The organism is Micromonospora sp. WMMD734 (genome assembly GCF_049178975.1).
GTDB lineage: Bacteria > Actinomycetota > Actinomycetes > Mycobacteriales > Micromonosporaceae > Micromonospora > Micromonospora wenchangensis.
Genome location: NZ_JBMHMK010000001.1, coordinates 4779581 through 4802246, shown reverse-complemented (window position 1 = coordinate 4802246; position 22666 = coordinate 4779581). Strand labels below are relative to the sequence as shown.

22 protein-coding genes and 1 tRNA gene are annotated in these 22666 nt (G+C 72.1%); 18 read left to right on the top strand and 5 right to left on the bottom strand.

Translation table 11 applies throughout. The features are described from left to right. The first annotated feature begins 130 nt into the window (after positions 1-130). From ACN267_RS20450 to ACN267_RS20440, 3 genes are all read left to right on the top strand, one after another. Complete coding sequence (locus ACN267_RS20450; RefSeq protein WP_204961942.1) at positions 131-1933, top strand: ABC-F family ATP-binding cassette domain-containing protein; 1803 nt, start codon at positions 131-133, stop codon at positions 1931-1933. Positions 1934-2022: 89 nt separating this feature from the next. Beyond that, positions 2023-2478: a DUF4383 domain-containing protein gene (locus ACN267_RS20445; protein ID WP_204961943.1), complete on the top strand. Its 456-nt coding sequence runs from the start codon at positions 2023-2025 to the stop codon at positions 2476-2478. A gap of 107 nt (positions 2479-2585) precedes the next feature. After that, positions 2586-3047 (top strand): DUF4383 domain-containing protein, encoded by a 462-nt coding sequence (locus ACN267_RS20440; RefSeq protein ID WP_421489376.1) that lies wholly within the window; start codon positions 2586-2588, stop codon positions 3045-3047. Between the two features lie 8 nt (positions 3048-3055). On the opposite strand, the gene ACN267_RS20435 is transcribed toward ACN267_RS20440, so the two are convergent. Both ACN267_RS20435 and ACN267_RS20430 read right to left on the bottom strand, forming a co-directional pair. Continuing rightward, positions 3056-3739, bottom strand: coding sequence for a TetR/AcrR family transcriptional regulator (locus ACN267_RS20435; protein WP_204961962.1), 684 nt, complete (start codon positions 3737-3739; stop codon positions 3056-3058). A 113-nt stretch (positions 3740-3852) separates the two neighbouring features. Continuing rightward, positions 3853-4812 (bottom strand): acyl-CoA desaturase, encoded by a 960-nt coding sequence (locus tag ACN267_RS20430; RefSeq protein WP_421489375.1) that lies wholly within the window; start codon positions 4810-4812, stop codon positions 3853-3855. 120 nt (positions 4813-4932) lie between these two features. On the opposite strand from ACN267_RS20430, the gene ACN267_RS20425 reads away from it, so the two are divergent. The 9 genes from ACN267_RS20425 to cysN all read left to right on the top strand — a co-directional run bounded on the left by ACN267_RS20425 (position 4933) and on the right by cysN (position 13294). After that, positions 4933-5706, top strand: coding sequence for a resolvase (locus ACN267_RS20425; RefSeq protein WP_421489374.1), 774 nt, complete (start codon positions 4933-4935; stop codon positions 5704-5706). Between the two features lie 45 nt (positions 5707-5751). Then, positions 5752-5822, top strand: a tRNA-Gln gene (locus tag ACN267_RS20420). A gap of 33 nt (positions 5823-5855) precedes the next feature. Next, complete coding sequence (gene glmU, locus ACN267_RS20415) at positions 5856-7397, top strand: bifunctional UDP-N-acetylglucosamine diphosphorylase/glucosamine-1-phosphate N-acetyltransferase GlmU (RefSeq protein WP_204961947.1); 1542 nt, start codon at positions 5856-5858, stop codon at positions 7395-7397. Between the two features lie 87 nt (positions 7398-7484). Further along, positions 7485-8465, top strand: a complete 981-nt coding sequence (locus tag ACN267_RS20410; RefSeq protein WP_088647399.1) for a ribose-phosphate diphosphokinase — start codon at positions 7485-7487, stop codon at positions 8463-8465. A gap of 228 nt (positions 8466-8693) precedes the next feature. After that, positions 8694-9395 carry a 50S ribosomal protein L25/general stress protein Ctc gene (locus ACN267_RS20405; RefSeq protein WP_204961948.1) on the top strand — a complete coding sequence of 234 codons (702 nt, stop codon included), beginning with the start codon at positions 8694-8696 and terminating at the stop codon, positions 9393-9395. A gap of 99 nt (positions 9396-9494) precedes the next feature. Next, positions 9495-10085 (top strand): aminoacyl-tRNA hydrolase, encoded by a 591-nt coding sequence (gene pth / locus ACN267_RS20400; RefSeq protein ID WP_204961949.1) that lies wholly within the window; start codon positions 9495-9497, stop codon positions 10083-10085. Positions 10086-10202: 117 nt separating this feature from the next. Further along, positions 10203-11006, top strand: coding sequence for a 3'(2'),5'-bisphosphate nucleotidase CysQ (locus ACN267_RS20395; RefSeq protein ID WP_281903247.1), 804 nt, complete (start codon positions 10203-10205; stop codon positions 11004-11006). 78 nt (positions 11007-11084) lie between these two features. Next, on the top strand, positions 11085-11999 hold the full coding sequence (cysD, locus tag ACN267_RS20390) for a sulfate adenylyltransferase subunit CysD (protein ID WP_281900649.1): 915 nt from the start codon (positions 11085-11087) through the stop codon (positions 11997-11999). Then, positions 11999-13294 carry a sulfate adenylyltransferase subunit CysN gene (gene cysN / locus ACN267_RS20385; RefSeq protein WP_281900647.1) on the top strand — a complete coding sequence of 432 codons (1296 nt, stop codon included), beginning with the start codon at positions 11999-12001 and terminating at the stop codon, positions 13292-13294. The genes cysD and cysN overlap by 1 nt, the downstream gene beginning before the upstream one ends. 232 nt (positions 13295-13526) lie before the next feature. Here cysN and galK read toward each other — a convergent pair whose 3' ends face one another. Beyond that, positions 13527-14693 carry a galactokinase gene (gene galK, locus ACN267_RS20380; protein ID WP_204956362.1) on the bottom strand — a complete coding sequence of 389 codons (1167 nt, stop codon included), beginning with the start codon at positions 14691-14693 and terminating at the stop codon, positions 13527-13529. Further along, complete coding sequence (gene galE, locus ACN267_RS20375; protein ID WP_421490459.1) at positions 14690-15619, bottom strand: UDP-glucose 4-epimerase GalE; 930 nt, start codon at positions 15617-15619, stop codon at positions 14690-14692. Before galE ends, galK begins: the two co-directional genes overlap by 4 nt. A 228-nt stretch (positions 15620-15847) precedes the next feature. Here galE and ACN267_RS20370 point away from each other — a divergent pair, with 228 nt between their 5' ends. From ACN267_RS20370 to ACN267_RS20345, 6 genes are all read left to right on the top strand, one after another. Beyond that, positions 15848-16951 (top strand): hemolysin family protein, encoded by a 1104-nt coding sequence (locus ACN267_RS20370; RefSeq protein ID WP_421489373.1) that lies wholly within the window; start codon positions 15848-15850, stop codon positions 16949-16951. Positions 16952-16984: 33 nt separating this feature from the next. Next, positions 16985-18010 (top strand): tryptophan--tRNA ligase, encoded by a 1026-nt coding sequence (trpS, locus tag ACN267_RS20365; protein WP_204956365.1) that lies wholly within the window; start codon positions 16985-16987, stop codon positions 18008-18010. Between the two features lie 32 nt (positions 18011-18042). Further along, on the top strand, positions 18043-18612 hold the full coding sequence (locus ACN267_RS20360; protein WP_204956366.1) for a 2'-5' RNA ligase family protein: 570 nt from the start codon (positions 18043-18045) through the stop codon (positions 18610-18612). 164 nt (positions 18613-18776) lie between these two features. Continuing rightward, positions 18777-19688: a YihY/virulence factor BrkB family protein gene (locus ACN267_RS20355; RefSeq protein WP_281903241.1), complete on the top strand. Its 912-nt coding sequence runs from the start codon at positions 18777-18779 to the stop codon at positions 19686-19688. After that, complete coding sequence (locus tag ACN267_RS20350; protein WP_204956368.1) at positions 19688-20056, top strand: GntR family transcriptional regulator; 369 nt, start codon at positions 19688-19690, stop codon at positions 20054-20056. The genes ACN267_RS20355 and ACN267_RS20350 overlap by 1 nt, the downstream gene beginning before the upstream one ends. 165 nt (positions 20057-20221) lie before the next feature. Continuing rightward, the gene (locus tag ACN267_RS20345; RefSeq protein WP_421489372.1) at positions 20222-20677 is read left to right on the top strand and encodes a hypothetical protein; all 456 of its coding nucleotides are present in this window, start codon (positions 20222-20224) and stop codon (positions 20675-20677) included. A gap of 168 nt (positions 20678-20845) precedes the next feature. Here ACN267_RS20345 and ACN267_RS20340 read toward each other — a convergent pair whose 3' ends face one another. After that, positions 20846-22480, bottom strand: a complete 1635-nt coding sequence (locus ACN267_RS20340) for a glycoside hydrolase family 13 protein (protein ID WP_204956370.1) — start codon at positions 22478-22480, stop codon at positions 20846-20848. Positions 22481-22666: the final 186 nt, after the last annotated feature.

The window sequence follows — 22666 nt, the reverse complement described above, 5'->3', positions numbered from 1 at the left end:
CTGTCCGGGGCGGCCCGGCCCCGGTTGCGGCACGGGCGGGTGGGGCGGCGCGGGTGTCCGCGTACCCTTGCCCCAGGCGTCCCGAGGTGCCCGCCGGCACCGGGACGCCTTGATCATGAAAGGTGGGACCGTGGCCAACATCGTCAACCTGGACCGGGTGTCCAAGGGGTACGGCGCCGCCGGGCCGCTGCTCACCGACGTCTCGCTCGGCCTCGACGACGCCGACCGGATCGGCGTGGTCGGCCTCAACGGCGCCGGCAAGTCCACCCTGCTGCGGATGCTCACCAAGCAGGAGGACCCCGACGACGGCCGGGTCACCCACCGCCGCGACCTGCGGGTGCTCTGGCTGCCGCAGGCCCTCACCCTGACCCCCGAGGCCACCGTCCGGGACGTGGTGCTCGGCACCGCCTGGCTCGCCGAGGGGATGGGCGCCGAACACGAGTGGGCCGGCGACGCCGGGGTCCGGGCCATCCTCGACGGCCTCGGCATGCCCCACCTCGGCCTCGACCAGCCGGTCGGCCCGATGTCCGGGGGCGAGCGCCGCCGGGTGGCCCTGGCCGCCCTGCTGGTCCGCGAATCCGACCTGCTCATCCTCGACGAGCCCACCAACCACCTCGACGTCGGCGGCGTCGACTGGCTCGCCCGGCACCTCGTCGGCCGCCGGGGCGCACTCGTCGTGGTCACCCACGACAGGTGGTTCCTCGACGCGGTCTGCACCACCACCTGGGAGGTCGCCGACCAGACCGTCCGGGCCTACGAGGGCGGCTTCGCCGCCTGGACGCTGGCCCGCGCCGAACGGGAACGGGTCGCCGCCGCCACCGAGGCCCGCCGGCAGAACCTGCTCCGCAAGGAGATCGCCTGGCTGCGGCGCGGCCCGCCCGCCCGCACCTCCAAGCCGAAGTTCCGCATCGACGCGGCCAACGCGCTCATCGACGACGTGCCGCCTCCACGCGACACCATGTCGTTGCAGCGGATGGCGACCGCCCGGCTCGGCAAGCAGGTGTACGACCTGGAGCACGTCCGGCTGCACGCCGGCCCCAAGGAGATCCTGCACGACACCACCTGGCAGGTCGGCCCCGGCGACCGGATCGCCATCCTCGGGCGCAACGGGGCCGGCAAGACCACCCTGCTGCGGCTGCTCGCCGGCATCACCCGCGCCGACGGCGGCCGGTTCCACACCGGGTCCACCGTCAAGCCGGCGTTCCTCTCCCAGGAACTCGCCGAACTCCCCGGCCACCTGCGCGTCCTGGAGGCCGTCGAGGAGGTCGCCCGCCGGGTGCAGCTCGGCGACCGGGAGATCTCCGCCGCCCAGCTCGCCGAGGTGTTCGGCTTCGACGACCGGCGGCTCTGGACCCCGGTCGGCGACCTCTCCGGTGGGGAACGCCGTCGCCTGCAGATGCTCCGGCTGCTCGCCGGGGAACCCAACGTGCTGCTTTTCGACGAGCCCACCAACGACCTGGACACCGACACCCTCGCCGCCCTGGAGGACCTGCTCGACTCCTGGCCCGGCACGATCATCGTGGCCAGCCACGACCGGTACCTGATCGAACGGGTCACCGACGCCGCGTACGGGATGTTCGGCGACGGCCGGCTGGTGCACCTACCCGGCGGTGTCGACGAGTACCTGGCCCGCGCCGCCGGCCCGGGTCCGGCCCGCACCACGCCCGGCCCCGCCGAAAGTCCCGAGGCCCCGGCCCCGGGCGGCATGTCCGCCGCCGACGCCCGGCAGGCCCGCAAGGAACTGACCCGGTTGGAACGGCAGATCGGCAAGCTCGACCAGAAGGAGGCCACCCTCCTCGACCAGCTCGCCACGCACGCCACCGACTACGCCCGGGTCGCCGACCTCGACGCTCAGCTCAAGGAGGTACGCGCCGAACGGGAACGGACCGAGGAGACCTGGCTGACCCTGGCCGAGGAGATCCCGCCCCTGTAGAGCAGGGACGACCCCGTGTGCGGCGTCACACCCCGCCGTACGGGACAATCGTCGGCGACCCTCACCCGAACGGCGTTGGAGACACAGTCATGGCCCACACCCCCGTCAACCACCCCGCGCGGCCGGTCTACCGGGCGATCGGCGGGCTCATCGGTCTCTACCTCGTGGTCTTCGGCGCGCTCGGCGTCATCGCCAGCGCCGGCAACGACATCTTCGCCCAGGACGACACCAAGGTCCTCGGCCAGGGCACCAACCTCGGGTTCTCGCTGCTGTCCGTGCTGTTCGGGGTGGTCATCCTGGTCGGCACGGTGATCGGCCGCAACCTCGACGTGGCGATCAACCAGTGGCTGGCCTACACCCTGATGGTGATCAGCCTCGCCGGCCTGGCCTTCCTCCAGACCGACGCCAACGTGGTCAACTTCAGCATCCTGACGGTGATCGTGCTGATGACCCTCAGCCTCGTCCTGCTGATGGTCGGCATGTACGGCAAGGTCGGCACCGAGGACGAGAAGGAAGCCTGGCAGAAGGCCCGCCTGGTGCTCTGACCGCTCCCGCTCGCGGGCCGGGAGGCGGCGTGACCTGGCGTTTCTCCGACGCCGGACGGCGCGACGGGAGACAATCGTCCCGACACGTCGTCCGCGCAGGAGGGGCCATGGCGCACTTTCCGGTCAACCACCCGGCCCGCCCGCTGTACCGGGTCTTCGCCGGCCTCGTCGGCCTCTACATCCTGGTCTTCGGCGTGTTCGGCATCGTGCAGACCTGGGGTGAGCCGCTCTTCGCCAGGGGCAGCCACTGGGCCCTGGGGCTGCGTACCAACCTGGCGTTCTCGCTGGTCTCGGTCGTCTTCGGGGTCGTCCTGATCATCGGGGCGTCCCGGCGCGGCAACCTCGGGCACGTCATGAACCTCACCGCCGGGGTGGTCTTCATGGTCACCGGCCTCGCGATGATGAGCGTGCTCCAGACCCGCGCCAACATCCTCAACTTCTCGATGTCGACGGTGATCGTCTCGCTGCTGTTCGGCCTGCTGCTCCTCGCCACCGGCCTGTACGACAAGATCGGCACCGACGAGCACGCCGCCCGGGAACGCGCCGACCGGCTCCATCCGGCCCGCTGACCCGACGCTCAGCCACCCGGCCGTTCGGTGATCAGGCCCGGCCCCGCCTCCAGGTGCGACAACCCGTTCCAGGCCAGGTTCACCAGGTGCGCCGCCACCGTCTCCTTGCCCGGCTGGCGGACCTCCAACCACCAACGCCCGGTCAACGCCACCATCCCCACCAGCGCCTGCGAGTACAGCTCGGCCAGCTTCGGGTCGTAACCCCGGCTGGAGAACTCGGCCCCCAGGATGTGCTCCACCTGGTGCGCCACGTCGTTCATCACGCTGCTGAAGTTGCCGGCCGCCGACATCAACGGAGACTCCCGCACCAGCACCCGGAACCCGCTCGTCTCCTCCTCGATGTAGCCCAGCAACGCCAACGCCGCCTGCTCCAGCAACTCCCGCGGGTGCCCGGCGGTCAGCGCCGCGGCGATCCGGTCCAGCAGGGCCCGCACCTCCCGGTCGACGACCACCGCGTACAGGCCCTCCTTGCCGCCGAAGTGCTCGTAGACCACCGGCTTGGAGACCCGGGCCCGCGCCGCCACCTCCTCGATCGAGGTCGCGTCGAACCCCTTCTCGGCGAAGACCTGCCGACCGATCGCGATCAACTGCTCGCGCCGCTGGGCGGCCGACATCCGTACCCGCGCCGCCGGCTTCGCGCCCGCCGCCGGCCGTCGGGTGCCGGTGTTCTCCCCAGCCGGGGGCTGCGCCATCTCGTCACCTCGCCGGCGCTCGGTGACGCCCTGTCGTGGAATGCTCCGGTCGTGCCCGTCTGTCTCGGTCACCCGGCCATCCTGCCAGGTGACGCCCCGGGGCACCGCCGGGTTCAGCGCGGCAGCGTCTCCCGTACCCGCTTGGCCGCCACCCGTTCCGGCTTCGGCCACCGCACGTCGTGCACCGCGCCGGCCCGCTCCAGCAACCAGATCACCCGGGCCGACGGGTCCCACTGCCCGCGCAGCACCCCGTGCCGGGCGCTGGTCGGCTCGGCGTGATGCAGGTTGTGCCAGCTCTCCCCGAACGACAGCAGGGCCAGCGGCCAGAAGTTGGCCGCCCGGTCGCCCGGCCGCATCGCGAACGGACGCTCACCGTAGACGTGGCAGACCGAGTTGATCGCCCAGGTCACGTGGTGCAACAGGGCGATCCGGACCAGCCCGCCCCAGAAGAACGCGCTCAGCGCGCCGGCCCACGACCAGGTCAGCAGACCGCCCATCAGCGCCGGGCCGAGCAGCGAGCCGGCCACCAGCAGCGGCGAGAGCCGGTCCACCCGGCGGGTGTCCGGGTCGGCGAGCAGATCCGGTGCGAACCGCTCCCGGTTGGACAGTTCCCGGCCGAGCAACCACCCCAGGTGCGCGTGGAACAGCCCCCTGGCCAGGCCCCGCACGCTCTCGCCGTACCGCCAGGGGGAGTGCGGGTCGCCGTCGAGGTCGGCGAAGGCGTGGTGCCGCCGGTGGTCGGCCACCCACTGGATGATCTCGCCCTGCACCGCGAACGACCCGGCGACCGCCAGGGCCACCCGGACCGGGCGGCGGGCCCTGAACGCGCCGTGGGTGAAGTACCTGTGGTAGCCGACGGTGATGCCCAGCCCCGACACCACGTACCAGAGGGCCGCGACGAGCACGTCGGTCGCGTGCAGCCAGCCGCCCCAGGCCACCGGCACGGCGGCCAGCAGGGCCAGGAACGGCACCACCACGAAGATCCAGAGGGCGATCAGGATGCCCCGCGACTGGGGACCCTGGGTGAGCGGCTTCGGGCCGGCGGCACCGGCGTCCCGCAGGGTGGTCGACATGGCACCTCGCAGCGATCGGATACGCCTACGTCACCGTAACTTACGGGCCGGCCACAGTGGAGTGAACAGTGGCGTACATGAATGAGTTCAGTGTCATACGTTTGTCTTAACCTGCCGGTCATGACCGATCCGACGGGTGCCGAGGTGCGCCGGCTGCGTACCGGTGTGCCCCCGGCCCGCACCCGACGACCCGCCGCCCGCGACGAGCTGCGCGCGGTGGCGGTGGCACTGCGCGGCGAGGGCTGCTCGGTCGGCGACATCGCGGCCCGGTTGGGCGTCGCGAAGTCCACCGCCTATCTCTGGGTACGCCACCTCCCCCTCGACCCGGACGAGGAGGTCGCCCGCGAGCGCCGACGGGCGCACTCCAAGGCGATGACGGATGCCCGGTGGTCGGCCCACCGGCAGGCACGGGATGCCGCCCGGGCAGCGGCCGTGGCGGACGCCGCGGCCTGGGTCGGGTCGATGGGGAACCGTGAGTTGGTCATGGTGGGGGCGGCGCTCTACTGGGCGGAGGGGGAGAAGGCCAAGCCCTGGCGGCCCCACGAGTGCCGGGTCAGGTTCATCAACAGTGATCCCGGGCTGGTCGACATCTTCGTCCGTTTCGTCGAGGCGATGGGTGTGCCCCGGGAGACCCTGCGTTTCCGGGTGAGCATCCACGAGACCGCTGATGCCGAGGCGGCCGTGCGGTGGTGGGCCGGGCGGGTGGCTGTTCCGGCCGAGACGTTCCGCCCCACGTCGCTCAAACGCCATCGGCCGACCACCGTGCGGCGCAACACGGGTGAGGACTATCGGGGTTGTCTGATCGTCGAAGTGCCCAGGTCCCGGCAGTTGTACTGGCGGATAGAGGGGATCATGAAGGGAATGGGCGATGGCACGGGCGGCGGGGGGCGCTAAGGTGTAGGAGGTCTGCCAAGCTATTCGGTTTGCCCGTTTAGACCTTCCCGGGTCGTCTAATGGCAGGACGTCAGGTTTTGGTCCTGATTGTAGGGGTTCGAGTCCTCTCCCGGGAGCTTCCGCTGATCCGCCCCCACAGTCTGGTTAGCATGGCGGCGAGACTGTTCGCCTTCCCCGACGGGAGCCCACCCGTGTCCCAGCCCCACCGCCGTACCGTCGTCGTGCTCGCCGCCGGGGAGGGCAAGCGGATGAAGTCGGCGCTGCCCAAGGTGCTGCACCCACTGCTCGGCCGGACGCTGCTCGGTCACGTGCTGGCCGCGGCCGGGCCGCTGCGCGCGGACCGGACCGTCGTGGTGGTCGGGCACGGGGCCGAGCAGGTCCGCGCCCACCTGGCCGAGGTCGCCCCGGAGGCCACCGCCGTGCTCCAGGCCGAGCAGCTCGGCACCGGGCACGCCGTACGGATCGCGTTGGACGCGGTGCCGGAGGCCGCCGGCACCGTCGTGGTGATCAACGGGGACGTGCCGCTGCTGCGTACCGGGACGGTGGATGCGCTGGTCGCGGCGCACGAGGGTGAGGGCGCGGCGGCCACGGTGCTCGCCGCCGAGGTGCCCGACCCGACCGGGCTGGGCCGGATCGTCAGGGACGCTGCCGGCCGGCTGGAGCAGATCGTCGAGGAGCGTGACGCGACCCCCGCCCAGCGGGCGCTGCGGGAGATCAACGCCGGCATCTACGCCTTCGACGTGGCCCGGCTGCGGGCCGCGCTGGGCAAGCTCTCCACCGACAACGACCAGGGCGAGGAGTACCTCACCGACGTCTTCGGGCTGCTCGTCTCGGCCGGCGAGCCGGTGGGTGTGCACGTGGCCGCCGACCATGTCGAGACGTTGGGCTGCAACGACCGGGTGGAGCTGGCCGGGCTGCGTCGGCTGTTGCGCGACCGGGTCAACGAGGCGTGGATGCGGACCGGGGTGACGATCCTCGACCCGGCGACCACCTGGATCGACGTGACCGTCACCGTCGAGCGGGACGCGGTGCTCGACCAGAACACCCAGCTGCGCGGCACGACGGTGGTGGGGGCCGAGGCGGTGGTCGGGCCGGACGTCACGCTGATCGACACGGTGGTGGGGCCGGCGGCGACCGTGCTGCGCAGCCACGCCACCGGTGCCGAGGTGGGCGCGGGGGCGAGCGTCGGCCCGTACGCCTACCTGCGGCCGGCGGCGCGGCTGGCCGAGAAGGCGAAGGTGGGCACGTTCGTCGAGGTCAAGAACTCCGAGGTCGGGCCGGGCGCGAAGGTGCCGCACCTGTCGTACGTGGGGGACGCGACGATCGGGGCGAAGGCGAACATCGGCGCGGCGACGATCTTCGTGAACTACGACGGGGTGAACAAGCACCGCACGGTGGTGGGTGACGGTGCGTTCGTCGGCTGTGACACGAACCTGATCGCGCCGGTCGAGGTGGGCGCGGGGGCGTACGTGGCGGCGGGCAGCGCGTTGAGTCAGGACGTGCCGCCGGGGGCGTTGGGGGTGACCCGGGCGCCACAGCGCAACATCGAGGGATGGGTGTTGCGTAACCGGCCGGGCACGGTCTCCGCGCGGGCCGCCGAGCAGGCCCGGACGGCCGGTGAGGATGCGTCGGGTGGGCCGGTGTCGGCAAGTGAAGGTGAGGCAATCCACGGGGGTGCCGAGACGGTGTGAGGGTCGCCGAGGTCGGGGCATACTGCAACCGAGTAGCCCCGGCCCACCGCAGCCGGGCACCACCGACCAACGGGAGCAGACGGGCCCATGGGCAGCATCGTCGCCGAAAACCGCAAGAGCCTGATGCTCTTTTCCGGACGTGGCTTTCCGGAGTTGGCCAAGGAGATCGGTGAGGTGCTCGGCGTGGCGCCGACCCCTTCCGACGCGTACGAGTTCGCCAACGGTGAGATCTTCGTACGGTTCCGGGACTCGGTGCGTGGTTCGGACGCCTTCGTGGTGCAGTCCGTCACGCACGGGGTCAACACCTGGGTCATGGAGACCCTGATCATGATCGACGCGTTGAAGCGGGGTTCGGCGAAGCGGATCACCGTGGTCCTGCCGTTCTACCCGTACTCCCGGCAGGACAAGAAGCACCGGGGGCGGGAGCCGATCTCGGCGCGGCTGGTGGCCGATCTGCTCAAGACGGCCGGGGCGAACCGGATCCTCACCGTCGACCTGCACACCGCGCAGATCCAGGGTTTCTTCGACGGCCCGGTGGACCACCTGTTCGCGATGGACATCCTCGCCGAGTACGTGGAGCACAAGTTCGCCGGCCGGCCGATGACGGTGGTGGCGCCGGACTCGGGCCGGGTACGGGTGGCGGAGCGGTGGACCGACCGCCTGGGTGGCTGCCCGCTGGCGTTCATCCACAAGACCCGGGATCCGTTGAAGCCGAACCAGGTGGTGGCGAACCGGGTGGTCGGTGAGGTCGAGGGCCGGGTGTGCCTGATCGTCGACGACATGATCGACACCGGTGGGACGATCACCAAGGCGGCGGACATCCTCAAGGAGTCAGGTGCGGCGGAGATCGTGGTGGCCTCCACCCACGCCCTGCTGTCCGACCCGGCGACCGAGCGGCTGAAGAACAGCCCGATCACCGAGGTGGTGGTGACGAACACGCTGCCGTTGCCGCCGGACAAGCAGTTGGACAAGCTCACCGTGTTGTCGATCGCGCCGTTGCTGGCGCGGGCGATCCGGGAGGTCTTCGACGACGGGTCGGTGACCACCCTCTTCGGTGGCCTGAGCTGACGCGCGGACCCGGGGGACTGCCGGAAGGCGCGGAAAGACCTCGGGTAGACTGGTGCGGTTGCCACGGCGAGGGTGCCCGGCGGGCCGCTGATCGAGCGCCGCACGGAGGCACCGTCATCGACGCGGTGCTCCGGGCAGTCGTTCATGACGCATGAGCCCCAAGCGAGCCCCTCGCCCCAGCACCGCCAGACGACAAGCCGCCGTAGCGTTAGCATCAGGAGTTTCCCCGTGTCCGAGGTAAAGATCAGCGCCGAGCCCCGTACGGAGTTCGGCAAGGGTGGTGCCCGTCGTACCCGTCGGGCCGGCAAGGTGCCCGCCGTGCTGTACGGTCACGGCGAGAAGCCCAAGCACATCGCGCTCCCGGCGCGGGAGTTCGCCGCCGCGATCCGTAAGGGCGGCGCCAACCAGCTCTTCGCGATCGAGGTCAGCGACGGCACCCAGGTGCTGGCGCTGCCGAAGGCGATCCAGCGTGACCCGATCCGGGACAGCTTCGAGCACGTGGACCTGCTGCTGGTCCGTCGGGGCGAGAAGGTCACCGTCGAGGTTCCGGTGCAGCTGACCGGTGAGGCCGCGCGGGACACCCTGATCGTGCACGACCACGACACCCTCTCGGTGACCGCCGACGCCACCAAGGTGCCGGACCACCTGGAGGCGTCGATCGAGGGTCTGGAGGCCGGCAGTCAGGTCACCGCCGCTGACGTCGAGCTGCCTGCGGGTGTGGAGCTTGTCGCCGACGCGGAGCAGACGGTCGCCTCGGTGACCGCCGCCCCGACCGCCGAGCAGCTGGAGGCCACCCTGCCTGAGGTCGAGACCCCGGCGACGGAGGCCGAGGAAGCCGCCGAGGCCGCCGAGGGTGCGGAGACCGCCGAGGGCGCCGAGGCTCCGGCCGCCGAGGGCGAGCAGAGCACCGAGGCGAAGACCGAGGCCTGACCGGTCGCATCGTTCACGGCAGGCGCTCCCGTCGCGGGGGCGCCTGCCGGCGTATCGGGGCACGGTCGGCGCGCAGACGGCGAGCGGGAGGGACGTGACGTGACGGACGAGACGGGGCCGTGGCTGGTGGTCGGCCTGGGCAATCCAGGTCGGGAGTACGCCGGGAACCGGCACAACGTCGGTTTCATGGTCGCCGAGTTGCTCGCCGTACGGCTGGGTGGGCGGTTCGGGCGGTACAAGCGGGTGGTGGCGGACGTCGCCGAGGGGCGGATCGGTTTCGGTGGGCCGAAGCTGGTGCTGCTCAAGCCGCAGACGTACATGAACCTGTCGGGTGGGCCGGTGGCCGCGCTGGCCCAGTTCCACAAGATCCCGGCCGACCGGGTGATCGCGGTGCACGACGAACTGGACATCCCCTACGGGCAGCTGCGGGTCAAGCTGGGCGGCGGTGAGGGCGGGCACAACGGCCTGCGGTCGATGTCGAAGTCGCTGGGGACGAAGGACTACGTGCGGGTGCGGTTCGGCATCGGCAGGCCGCCGGGGCGGCAGGACCCGGCGGATTTCGTGCTGTCGGATTTCGGTGCCGCGGAGCGCAAGGAGCTGGAGTTCCTGGTCGACCGGGCCGCTGACGTGGTGGAGTCGGTGGTCACCAAGGGGGTCGAGCCGACCCAGAACGCTTACCACGGGGTCTGAGTCGCGGGGGCGTACTCGTGGCCTGCCCGGGTGGGCGGTAGTCTGCGCGTTCTGGCGTGGCGCGACCCCGCGCGGGCCGTGGTAGGCGACGGGAGCGAGTTCGTGGGCAGTCCTCCGATGATCGACGGCGCGTTCGCCCGCTGGTTGGCGGACCGGGCCGGGCAGGCCCTGCTGGAGCTGCGGGCCGAGATGGGGTTCGCGGACGCGGCGGCGTTGAAGTCGGCCGGGGACAAGGTCTCGCACGACCTGATCCGCAGCGAGCTGGCGAAGTGGCGACCCGGTGACGCCGTCCTCTCCGAGGAGGACGAGGGGTCGCGGCTGGTGGGCACCGCGGGCGGGGTGTCCCGGTTGACCGCCGACCGGGTGTGGATCATCGACCCGTTGGACGGCACCCGGGAGTTCTCCGAGGAGGGCCGCGCCGACTGGGCGGTGCACGTGGCGCTCTGGGCGCGCAACGCGCCGACGCCGCACGGTCTGGTGGCGGGGGCGGTGGGGTTGCCGGCCCAGCACCGGGTGCTGGGTACCGACTATCCGCCGGCGTACCCGCCGATGACGGTGGAGGCGGCGACCTCGGGCGACCGTACGCTGCGGTTGGCGGCGAGCCGGAGCCGGCCGCCGGCGTTCCTGACCGCCCTGGCCGAGGACGTGGGCGCGCAGTTGGTGCCGATGGGTTCGGCGGGGGCGAAGATCGCGGCGGTGGTGACCGGTGACGTGGACGCCTACATCCACGCGGGCGGCCAGTACGAGTGGGACTCGGCGGCCCCGATCGCTGTGGCGACGGCCACCGGGCTGCACGCTTCCCGAATCGACGGTTCTGCGCTGAGATACAACGAGGCGGATCCGCGCCTGCCGGACCTGCTGGTCTGCCGCAAGGATCTCGCCAGCCGGTTGCTTGCAGCGCTGCAGAGGCATTCCGGGTAGCCTGAGCGCTGTTTTTGATTTGTCCGACCGGAAAGGTCTGGAATCCATGTACGGATCCGCGCCGATCGAGCCCGTGGCATGACCGCCCCCGGCCGCTTCTACCAGGTCTCCCACCTCGACGAGTTGGAGGCGGAGAGCATCTTCGTGATGCGTGAGGTGGTCGCCGAGATGGAGCGGCCGGTGCTGCTCTTCTCCGGTGGCAAGGACTCGATCGTGATGTTGCGGCTGGCGCAGAAGGCGTTCGCCCCGGCCAACATCCCGTTCCCGGTGATGCACGTGGACACCGGGCACAACTTCCCCGAGGTGCTCGACTACCGCGACCAGCGGGTCGCCGAACTGGGGCTGCACCTGGTGGTGGCGAGCGTGCCCGACGCCCTGGCCGCCGGGACGGTCCGTGAGTCGGGTGACGGGATGCGCAACCGGATCCAGACGCCGGTGTTGTTGGACGCGGTGGAGAAGCACCGGTTCGACGCGTTGTTCGGTGGGGCGCGGCGGGACGAGGAGAAGGCGCGGGCGAAGGAGCGGGTGTTCTCGTTCCGGGACGAGTTCGGGCAGTGGGATCCGAAGAACCAGCGGCCGGAGTTGTGGTCGTTGTACAACGGTCGGCATCATCCGGGTGAGTCGATCCGGGTGTTCCCGTTGTCGAACTGGACCGAGTTGGACATCTGGCACTACATCGCCCGGGAGCGGGTGCCGTTGCCGTCGATCTACTACGCGCACGACCGCGAGGTGATCGAACGCGACGGCATGCTCTACGCCGTCAACGAGTTCTTCCGGCCCCGGGCCGGTGAGCAGCAGTTCAAGGCCCGGGTGCGGTACCGCACGGTCGGCGACGCCTCCTGCACGGCGGCGGTGCGTTCGGACGCGGACACGGTGGAGAAGGTGATCGACGAGGTGGCCGCGACGCGGATCACCGAGCGGGGTGCCACCCGGGGCGATGACCGGGTCAGCGAGGCCGCCATGGAGGACCGCAAGCGGGAGGGCTACTTCTGATGAGCACCGAGACGGTGTCGCCCGAGGTCGAGGCCCGGCCGATGGACCTGTTGCGGTTCGCCACGGCAGGCAGTGTGGACGACGGGAAGTCGACCCTGATCGGGCGGCTGCTGTACGACACGAAGTCGTTGTTCACCGACCAGTTGGCCGCGGTGGAGGCGGTCAGCGCGGCCCGGGGCGACGAGTACACCAACCTGGCGTTGCTCACCGACGGTCTGCGGGCCGAGCGGGAACAGGGCATCACCATCGACGTGGCGTACCGGTACTTCGCCACGCCCCGGCGGAAGTTCATCATCGCCGACACCCCCGGGCACACCCAGTACACCCGCAACATGGTCACCGGCGCGTCCACCGCCGATCTGGCGTTGATCCTGGTGGACGCCCGTAAGGGGCTGGTGGAGCAGTCGCGGCGGCACGCGTTCCTGTGCTCGCTGCTGCGGGTGCCGCACCTGGTGCTGTGCGTCAACAAGATGGACCTGGTCGACTTCTCCCAGGAGGTCTTCGAACGCATCGCCGACGAGTTCACCGCCTTCGCGGCGAAACTCGACGCGCCGGATCTGACCGTGGTGCCGATCTCCGCGTTGCGTGGCGACAACATCGTCACCCGGTCGGAGAACATGCCGTGGTACGAGGGCCCGTCGCTGCTGCACCACCTGGAGCACGTGCACATCGCTTCGGACCGCAACCTGGTCGACGTCCGGTTCCCGGTGCAGTACGTGATCCGCCCGCAGTCGACCACGGTGACCGACTACCGGGGTTACGCCGGGCAGGTCGCCTCCGGGGTGCTCAAGCCCGGCGACGAGGTGATGGTGCTGCCGTCGGGGTTCACCAGCCGGATCGCCGCCATCGACACCGCCGACGGCCCCGTCGACGAGGCGTTCCCCCCGATGTCGGTCACCGTCCGCCTCGACGACGAGATCGACATCTCGCGCGGCGACATGATCTGCCGGCCGAACAACGCACCGACCGTCTCGCAGGACATCGAGGCGATGGTCTGCTGGATGGACGAGACCCGGCCGCTCCAGGTCGGCGGCAAGTACACCATCAAGCACACCACGCGGACGGCCCGGACGATCGTGCGCGGCCTGTACTACCGGCTCGACGTCAACACCCTGCACCGCGACGAGACCGCCACCGAGCTGCGGCTCAACGAGATCGGCCGGGTGCGGCTGCGGACCACCGTCCCGTTGCTGGCCGACGAGTACCGCCGTAACCGCACCACGGGCGGCTTCATCATCATCGACGAGGCCACGAACCGCACCGTAGCCGCCGGCATGATCGTCGACACCGCCTGACCCACCCTGCCTTGTCGGCTCTCGGTGATCAAGAGCTTTGCGTCAGTTTCCGCTCGACGGATGACGCAAAGCTCTTGATCACCGCATACCAGCATGCCCGCCCACCCGCCCGGCTGTGCCTTGGTGATCAAGAGATTTGCGTCAGGTTTCGTTGATGGATTGACGTAAACCTCTTGATCACCGGCGCCCGAACGGGGGGTAGGAGCGGGGGCGGGAGTGGGGCCGGGGTGGGTCAGGGGAGGCGGGTGGCGCCGGGGGCGGGGAGGGCGGTGAGGGTGTCGGGGGCGGTGAAGCCTCGTTCGGCGTAGGCGGCCCGGACGGCTGCCGCCACCGGTTCCGCAGCCGCCGCCTCGACCAGGGCGAGGACGCAGCCGCCGAAGCCGCCGCCGGTCATCCGGGCACCGAGCGCACCGGCCGCGAGCGCCGCCTCGACGGCGGTGTCGACCTCGGGGACGGTGATCGCGAAGTCGTCCCGCATGGAGGCGTGCGAGGCGGTCAGCAGCGGCCCGATCTCGGCGACCCGGTCGGCGCGCAGCAGGGCGACGGTGTCGAGCACCCGCTGGTTCTCGGTGACCACGTGCCGGACCCGGCGTCGGGTCTCGTCGTCGGGCAGCCGCCCGAGTGCGGCGTCGAGGTCGGCGACCGGCACGTCGCGCAGGGCGGGCACGCCGAGCAGGTCGGCGGCCCGTTCGCAGGAGGCGCGGCGGGAGGCGTACTCGCCGTCGGCGTGCCGGTGCGGTGCGCGGCTGTCGATCACCAGGATGGCCAGGCCGGCGGCGTCGAGGTCGAACGGGACGTGGTCGACGGATTCGTCCCGGCAGTCGAGGAACAGGGCGTGGCCGGCGCGGCAGCGGATCACCGCCGACTGGTCCATGATGCCGGTCGGCGCGCCGACGTAGCCGTTCTCGGCGCGTTGGGCCAGCCGGGGCCGGCGCTCGGCGGGCAGGTCCAGCCCGCCCAGGTCGGCCAGGGCGGCGAGCACCGCCGCCTCCAGGGCTGCCGAGGAGGACAGCCCGGAGCCGAGCGGCACGTCCGAGGCGACGGCCAGCCGGACGCCGGGGACGGCGTACCCGGCCCCGCGCAGGGCCCAGACGACCCCGGCGACGTAGCCGCCCCAGCCGGCGACCCGGCCGGGTGCGTCGGCCTCGGCGGCTCCGAAATCGACGGGCCGGTCGCTGATCTCCGAGCGGACCGTCCAGCGTTCGCCGGGCTGCGGGTCGGCGGCGACCACGGTACGCAGCGGTAGGGCGAAGGGGAGCACGAATCCGTCGTTGTAGTCGGTGTGCTCGCCGATCAGGTTGACCCGTCCGGGTGCCGCCCAGCGTCCGGCGGGCGTCGCGTCGTACCCGGAGGTGAAGCCGGCGGTGGCGCGGTCGGCGACGTCGGGCCGGCCCGTCACGACTGCCCCAGCACGTGCGCGCGGTAGAACGCCCAGGCGTCGCCGACCATGTCGGTGAGGGTGGGTTTCTCGGGCACCCAGCCCAGTTCCTGCCGGGCCAGCGCCGAGGAGGCGACGAGTTCGGCCGGGTCGCCCTCGCGGCGGGGGGCGGTCTCGACCGGCACGGGGTGGCCGGTGACCTCGCGGACCACGTCGACGACCTGCCGGTTGGTGAAGCCGCTGCCGTTGCCGAGGTTGTAGATGCGGTGCCGGCCGGGCACGGCGGCGGTGAGCGCCAGCAGGTGGGCGCGGGCCAGGTCCTCGACGTGGATGTAGTCGCGGACGCAGGTGCCGTCGACGGTGGGGTAGTCGTCGCCGAAGAGTTGGAGTTTCTCCCGGCGGCCGGCGGCGACGTCGAGGGCGATCGGGATGAGGTGGGTCTCCGGGTCGTGCCGTTCGCCGATGGCGAGGCCGTCGCGCAGGTACGCCCCGGCGACGTTGAAGTAGCGCAGCGACACGGCGGCGAGGTCGTGTGCGGTCGCCTCGGAGGTGAGCACCAGGTCGACGGCGAGTTTGGTGGCGCCGTACGTGTTGGAGGGGGCCTTGACGGCGGTCTCCGGGATGGGCAGCTCGACCGGGTTGCCGTAGACGGCGGCGGTGGAGGAGAAGACCAGGCGCGGCACCCCGGCGGCCCGGACGGCGTCGACCAGGGCGATCGAGCTGACCGTGTTGGCGTGCCAGTACCGCTCGGGGTGGACCATCGACTCGCCGGCGGCGATCAGCGCGGCGAAGTGCAGCACCCCGTCGAAGCCGGCGTCGGGGGTGAGCACCTGGGCCGCCTCGTGCACGGGCAGGTCGACGTGGGTGGCGTCGGGGGCGAGCGCCGCCCGGTGGCCGGTGCGCAGGTCGTCCAGGACGGTCACCTGGTGTCCGGCGTCGAGCAGCATCCGGGTCACCACGCTGCCGATGTAGCCGGCGCCGCCGGTGACGAGCAGTTTCACGTCGGTCCTCCTGCCTGGCCGCGCCCGCTGCGGCCGTTCGTGATCACCCTACGGCCGCGTGCTGTCGCCGCGCTGTGCGTCGCGGGGTCAACCCCATCCCATCATGAACCTTCATGATTGAACAGATCCGCACATTGCCCACCGGCCGGGTCCGTCGGCCCTACCATCACTTCCATGCGGGAAGCGGGTGGTCCCGGGCCCCGGAGACGCGCGCCGGGGCGGAGCCGGCGCGTACCCGGGCCGGTGGCCCGCAGCGTCGCGCGGCTGGTCGTCCGGGCCGCCGACGGCGCCACCCGGCTCGTCACCGACCTGCTCGGTGCCAGCCCCACCGCCGGCCGGGAACGGATCAGCGAGCACGAGCTACGCGACCTGGTCGCCGCGAACACCGTCCTCGACCCCGACGAACGGCGGATCATCGACGAGGTGCTGGTAGCCGGGGCCAGCCTGGTCCGCGAGGTGATGATGCCCCGCACCGAGGTGGTCTTCCTCGCGGCCGGGCTGACCCTCGCCGAGGCCGAACGCCTGGTCCGGATCGACCCGCACACCAGGTACCCGGTGGTCGACGGCACCCACGACGACGTGGTCGGTTTCGTGCACCTGCGCGACGTGCTGCTCCGCCCCGACCTGGACCCGTCGACCACGGTGGGCCGGCTGAGCCGGGAGGTCAAGCGGCTGCCCGGCAGCAAGCGGGTGCTCGCCGCGCTGACCGAGATGCGCCGCGAGGGCCACCACCTCGCCGTGGTGGTCGACGAGTACGGCGGCACCGCCGGCATCGTGACCTGCGAGGACCTGATCGAGGAACTGGTCGGGGAGATCCACGACGAGTACGCCGGCCCACCCGAGCCGGCGTCGGCCGGCCTGCCCGCCGTGGTCGACGGTCGACTCAACCTGGCCGACTTCGCCGAGCGGACCGGGGTGCCGCTGCCCGCCGGCCCGTACGAGACGGTCGGCGGGTACGTGATGGCGGCGCTCGGCCGGCTCCCGGTGGCTGGCGACGAGGTGCCGGTCACCGCGCCGGCCGACCCGCCGCCGGCCGCCCCGGCCGACGGTTGGCTGTTGCGGGTGCTCGCCCTCGACGGCCGTCGGGTGTCCCGGGTCGCGGTCTCCACCGCCCGCCTGCCCGAGCCACGACGCGAGGTCACCGCGCCGCCGGGGCCGGCGGTCACCGCGTCGCCGGGGGTGCCGGCCACCGGTCCGCCCGGGTGGTCGCAAGCGGCGGGACGGGAGGTCACCGCCCCGGTGGAACCGGCGGCGAGCCGACCCGCCGGCCCGTCATGACGGACGCCCGGGGTTGCTGACAGAATTGCCGGCATGTCCGACGCTCCCGCCCGCCCCCGCGTCTTCTCCGGCATCCAGCCGACGGCCGACTCGTTCCACCTCGGCAACTACCTGGGCGCGGTGCGGCACTGGGTGGCGTTGCAGGACACCCACGAGGCGTTCTACTGCGTGGTCGACCTGCACGCGATCACCGCCGGGCACGATCCGGCGGTGCTGCGCCAGCGCACCCGGGTGGCCGCCGCGCAACTGCTCGCGGTCGGCATCGACCCGGAGCGCAGCGCCCTGTTCGTCCAGTCGCAGGTGCCCGAGCACGCGCAGTTGGCGTGGGTGCTGGGCTGCATCACCGGTTTCGGTGAGGCGAGCCGGATGACCCAGTTCAAGGACAAGTCGCAGAAGCAGGGCAGCGAGCGCTCCAGCGTCGGCCTGTTCACGTACCCGATCCTCCAGGCCGCCGACATCCTGCTCTACCAGGCCGACGCGGTGCCGGTCGGCGAGGACCAGCGGCAGCACCTGGAACTCTCCCGGGATCTGGCCCAGCGGTTCAACTCGCTGTTCGGGCCGACCTTCACGGTGCCCGCCCCGCACATCGTGAAGGACACTGCCAAGATCACCGACCTCCAGGAGCCGACGGCGAAGATGTCGAAGTCGTCGTCCTCCCCGGCCGGCATCATCGACCTGCTGGAGGACCCGGCCCGCTCGGCCAAGAAGATCCGCTCGGCGGTCACCGACACCGGCCGGGAGATCGTCTTCGACACCGAGACCAAGCCCGGGGTGTCCAACCTGCTCACCATCCACTCCGCCCTGTCCGGCCGGAGCATCGACGACCTGGTGGCCGCGTACGCGGGCCGGGGCTACGGCGATCTCAAGAAGGAGCTGGCCGAGGTGGTCCGTGAGTTCGTCACCCCGATCCAGGAACGCACCCGGGCCTACCTCGACGACCCCGCGCAGCTCGACAAGCTGCTCGCCGTCGGGGTGGAGAAGGCCCGCGCGGTGACCGTGCCGACGCTGCGTACAGCGTACGAGCGGGTCGGGTTCCTGGCGTCGGCCCCCGTGGCGTAACGGTGGGCGGGTCGGCGGTACGGGTCGAGACGATGGCCGGAGGGGTGGCGCGGAGCGTGGATCGCAGCGACGGGATACCGGTGGCCGGCGAGACCATCCAGATCGGGATCGCGGTGGACATCCCGGAGCCGTGGGGCGGGCTGCTCACCCGACGCCGGGTGCAGACGGGTGACCCGCAGGTCGTCCCGGCGCACGTGACCCTGCTCGGCCCGACCGAGATCCCCCTGGCCGCGCTGGAGTCGGTCGAGGCGCACCTGGCCGAGGTGGCCACCGCCCACCTGCCGTTCACCCTGCACCTGCGGGGGACGGGCACGTTCCGGCCGGTGACCCAGGTGGTCTTCGTCGCGGTCGCGGCCGGGATCAGCGAGTGCGAGCTGCTCGCCGCCGCCATCAGCGCCGCCCCGCACCTGCACCGGGAGCTGCGCTTCCCGTACCACCCGCACGTCACCGTGGCGCAGGACGTCGCCCCGGAGGCGCTGGACCGGGCCTACGAGGATCTCGCCGACTTCTCGGCGATGTTCGAGGTGGAGAGCTTCACCCTCTTCTCGCACAGCGGTGAGACCCGGTGGCAGCCGCGCCGGGACTTCCGGCTCGGCGGCTGACCCGTCCCGTGGCCGGCCGGAGGTGCCCCCGCTGCGGCACCCCGCCCGCCGGTGGGACGCTGGTGGCCGGCACCCGCTTCCGCCGACCGCCTGTTGGTCGGCACCGGTGACGACAGATCGGCGAGGATGACGTGGTGGACGCGTGGGGCCGGTGGACGGCCGGCATCGACCGCCGGGTCACCGTGGCCCGGCACCGGTGGCCCCGGCTCGACCACCTCTGGCGGGCGGTCGACCTCTACGGCGAGGTGCTGGGCGGACGGTTGGCCGCTGCCATCGCCTACTACGGCTTCTTCGCCGTGTTCGCCCTCGCCCTGGTCGCGTACTCGGTGTTCGGGGCGATCCTGGAGGACAACGACGAGGTCTCCGACGCGGTGGCGGAGTTCCTGCGGGACAACCTGCCCTTCCTCGACCCGCAGCAGATCGCCGAGAGCAGCAACGCGGTCGGGGTGGTGGGCCTGGTGATCCTGTTCTTCACCGGGATCGGCTGGGTGGAGGCGATCCGGTCGTCGCAGCGGCTGATGTACGGCTTCAACCAGCAGCCGGGCAACCTGGTGGTCCGGCGGCTGGTGGATCTGGGCGTGCTGCTGCTGGTCTTCGTCATGCTGGGCATCTCGGTGGCGGCGGTGGACGCGCTGGAGTCGGTGCTGCGGTTCCTGCTGCGGGCCACCGGGTCGGTGGGGCTGACCACCGTCAGCGCGGTGCTCAGCGTGCTGGTCAACGCGGTGCTGGCGACGGCGCTGCTGGTGGCGGTGCCCCGGCTGCGGATGAGCCGCCGCCGGCTGCGCCCGGTGGTGCTGCTGGTCGCGGTCGGCATCACCCTGCTCAACACCGTCGGCCGGTTCTACATCGTGCGGACCGAGCGGAACCCGGCGTACGCGGTGGTGGCCGGCGCGGTGGCCGTGCTGCTCTACCTCTACCTGCTCAACCAACTGGTGCTCTTCGGTGCGGCGCTGGCCGCCACCAGCCGGCACGGCCGGGTGGTCGACCTGTCGGAGGGGGCGGTGATGCGGCAGGTCAACGTCGAGGCCGACGTCGACACCGAAACCGATCCGGGTACGCCGGGCGGAGCGGGCTGATGCCTGTCGAGATCGATCCGGGCTCCCCGGTGCCCCCGTACGAGCAGGTGCGGGCGCAGCTCGCCGCGATGATCGGCGACGGCCGGCTGACGGTCGGCACCCGGCTGGCCCCGGTGCGGCAGTTCGCCGCCGAGTTGGGGTTGGCGGTGAACACGGTGGCCCGCGCCTACCGGGAGCTGGAGTCGGCCGGGCTGCTGGAGACCCGGGGCCGGCACGGCAGCTTCGTCGCCCCGGGGCGGGACGACGCGGTCGACCGGTTGCAGCGGGCGGCGGCCCGGTACGCCGAGGAGGCGACCCGGCTGGGCGTGCCGCCGGACCGGGCGTTGGCCCTGGTCCGCGCCGCCCTGGACGGTCCACCCCCGGCGTGAGCCCGCGTCGTCGATCCCGGCCCGGCCGGCGCTGGGGTCGGGAGGACGGTCGGGGGGTCGACGGTGGGGCCGCCCGGAGGGAAAGCAGGATGCCGACAGTCGTCGGAAAAGATGAATGGGGCAAATGCCGCCCGGTGCGCCGGCCGGAACGACCATGATGAGCCGGTGGGCGCACTCGTGACGCTGGACCTGCCGGACGACTCGCCGCTGCTCACCCTGCCCTGGATCATCACGTTCGGCCCGCTCGCCGATCCGGCCGAATGGGAACCCGTGGTCTGCGGGCCGTACGAGCGACCGCACGCGCTGGCCCTGGCCGAGGCGGTGGTGGCCGACGAACGGTTCATGGCGGTGGTCGAACCGCTGGTGCCGGCGCTGTCGGCCGAGGAGATCCGGGGCGAGATCGCCGCGTCGCAGCTCGCCGCCGCCGACGAGGAGGCCCGGATCTCCGCGGCCGACCTCTACGGGGACTTCGACGACGTCCTCGACGAGCAGGACGTCCTCGACGAGCAGGCGGACGAGCCGGTCGCCGGGCCCGACCGGCCGCAGCCACCGCCCGTGCCGACCGAGGCGCAGGTGCGGGCGGGCTTCGGGCGGATCGCGGGGCTGCTGCGCGGCCGGTGACGGGGCGGGTGACGCCGGTGTGCGTGGTGGTGCACCGGCACCCCCGGGAAGCGGACCTCCCCGGGGGTGCCGGTGCCACCTTCACCCCCCACCACAAGGGGTCGGCAGCCCAGCCGCCCGTCGGCGCGGGGCACAACGGACGACCAGGTCAATGGCGGGTTACCCGGCTCAGCGCCGTTCGAACCACGCGGCTGCGTCCACCGGCAGGACGTGTCCGGCGTCCTGCTCGGTGAGGTCGGCGCTGGCCACCAGGGGGTGGCCGTACCCGTCGATCAGGACCGGGGCACCGCTGAGGTTGACCACGCAGGTCAGCGCGGTGTCGTCGGCGTCGCGGCGGAACGCCAGCACCCCGGGCCCGGTCTCCTGCCAGAGCACCGGGCCGGCGGTGGCCGACAGCGCCGGGTGCGTACGCCTGACCCGCAGCGCGGCCCGGTACAGCTCCAGCGTCGACCCGGGCGTCCCGGTCTGGGCGGCCACCGACAGGGCCCGCCAGGTGGCCGGGGCCGGCAGCCAGCTCAGCTCGCTGCTGTCCGGCCCGAAGCCGTACGGGGGCAGCTCGCCGCCCCACGGGATCGGCACCCGGCAGCCGTCACGGCTCTCCCCGGTACGCAGGAACGCCGGGTCCTGCCGGAGCGCGTCGGGCAGGTCCAGCACCTCGGGCAGGCCGAGCTCCTCGCCCTGGTAGAGGTAGGTGGAGCCGGGCAGGGCCAGCATGAGCAGGGCGGCGGCGCGGGCCCGGCGCAGGCCGACCTCGCCGTCGCCGTAGCGGGTGACGTGCCGCTGCCGGTCGTGGTTGGACAGCACCCAGGTGGTCGGCGCGCCGACGATCGTCGCCTCGGCCAGGGCGGTGTCGATCACCTTGCGGAACGAGTCGGCCGACCAGGTGGCGTCGAGGAAGTCGAAGCTGAACGCCTGGTGCAGCTCGTCCGGGCCGATGTAGCGGGCGAGCCGCTGCGGGGTCTCCGCCCACGCCTCGGCGACCGCCATCCGGCCGCCGGGGTAGCTGTCCAGGATGGGTCGCCAGGCCCGGTAGATGTCGTGCACCTCGTCCTGGTCGAAGTAGGGCAGCCGGCCCTTGCCGAGCAACTCCGACTGGCGGCGGCCGGTGGTCATCGAGCTGAAGCCGACGTCCGGCAGCCCCTCCGCCTTGATCATGCCGTGGGCCACGTCGATCCGGAACCCGTCGACGCCCCGGTCGAGCCAGAACCGCAGCACGTCTTCGAACTCGGCCCGCACCTGCGGGTGCCGCCAGTTGAGGTCGGGCTGCGCCGGGTCGAACAGGTGCAGGTACCACTGGCCGTCGGGCAGCCGGGTCCAGGCGGGGCCGCCGAAGATGCTCTCCCAGTCGTTGGGGGGCAACTCGCCGTCGATGCCCCGGCCGTCGGCGAACAGGTAACGCGCCCGCTCGGGGGAGCCGGGGCCGGCGGCGAGGGCGGCGGTGAACCAGGGGTGCGCGCTGGAGGTGTGGTTGGGCACCAGGTCCACGATGATCCGCAGGCCCAGCGCGTGCGCGTCGGTGATCATGGCATCGAAGTCGGCGAGGTCGCCGAAGAGCGGGTCGACGTCGCGGTAGTCGGCCACGTCGTAGCCGGCGTCGATCTGCGGCGAGGTGTAGAACGGGGTCAGCCAGAGCGCGTCCACCCCGAGGTCACGCAGGTACGGCAGCCGCTGCCGGATGCCGCCGAGGTCGCCGACGCCGTCGCCGTCGGAGTCGGCGAAGCTGCGGACGTACACCTGGTAGACGACCGCGGCGCGCCACCAGTCGTCGTCGGAGGCCAGCGGCGTGGGGTCGGTGGCGGTCATCGGCGGAGATCCCCGTTCTGTGGCGGGACGGCGGTGCCCGCGCGGCGGTGGGTGACGGACGCGGGTGTGGAGAGAATGCCGGCCGGATGCTGCAAGAGTCAAGCATGCCTTGCGCAAGAAATGACGTCCGTCACCGGCGCTCGGGGCGGGTCGTTCGTGGGCGCGTCCCCTCCGCCGGGAGACGGG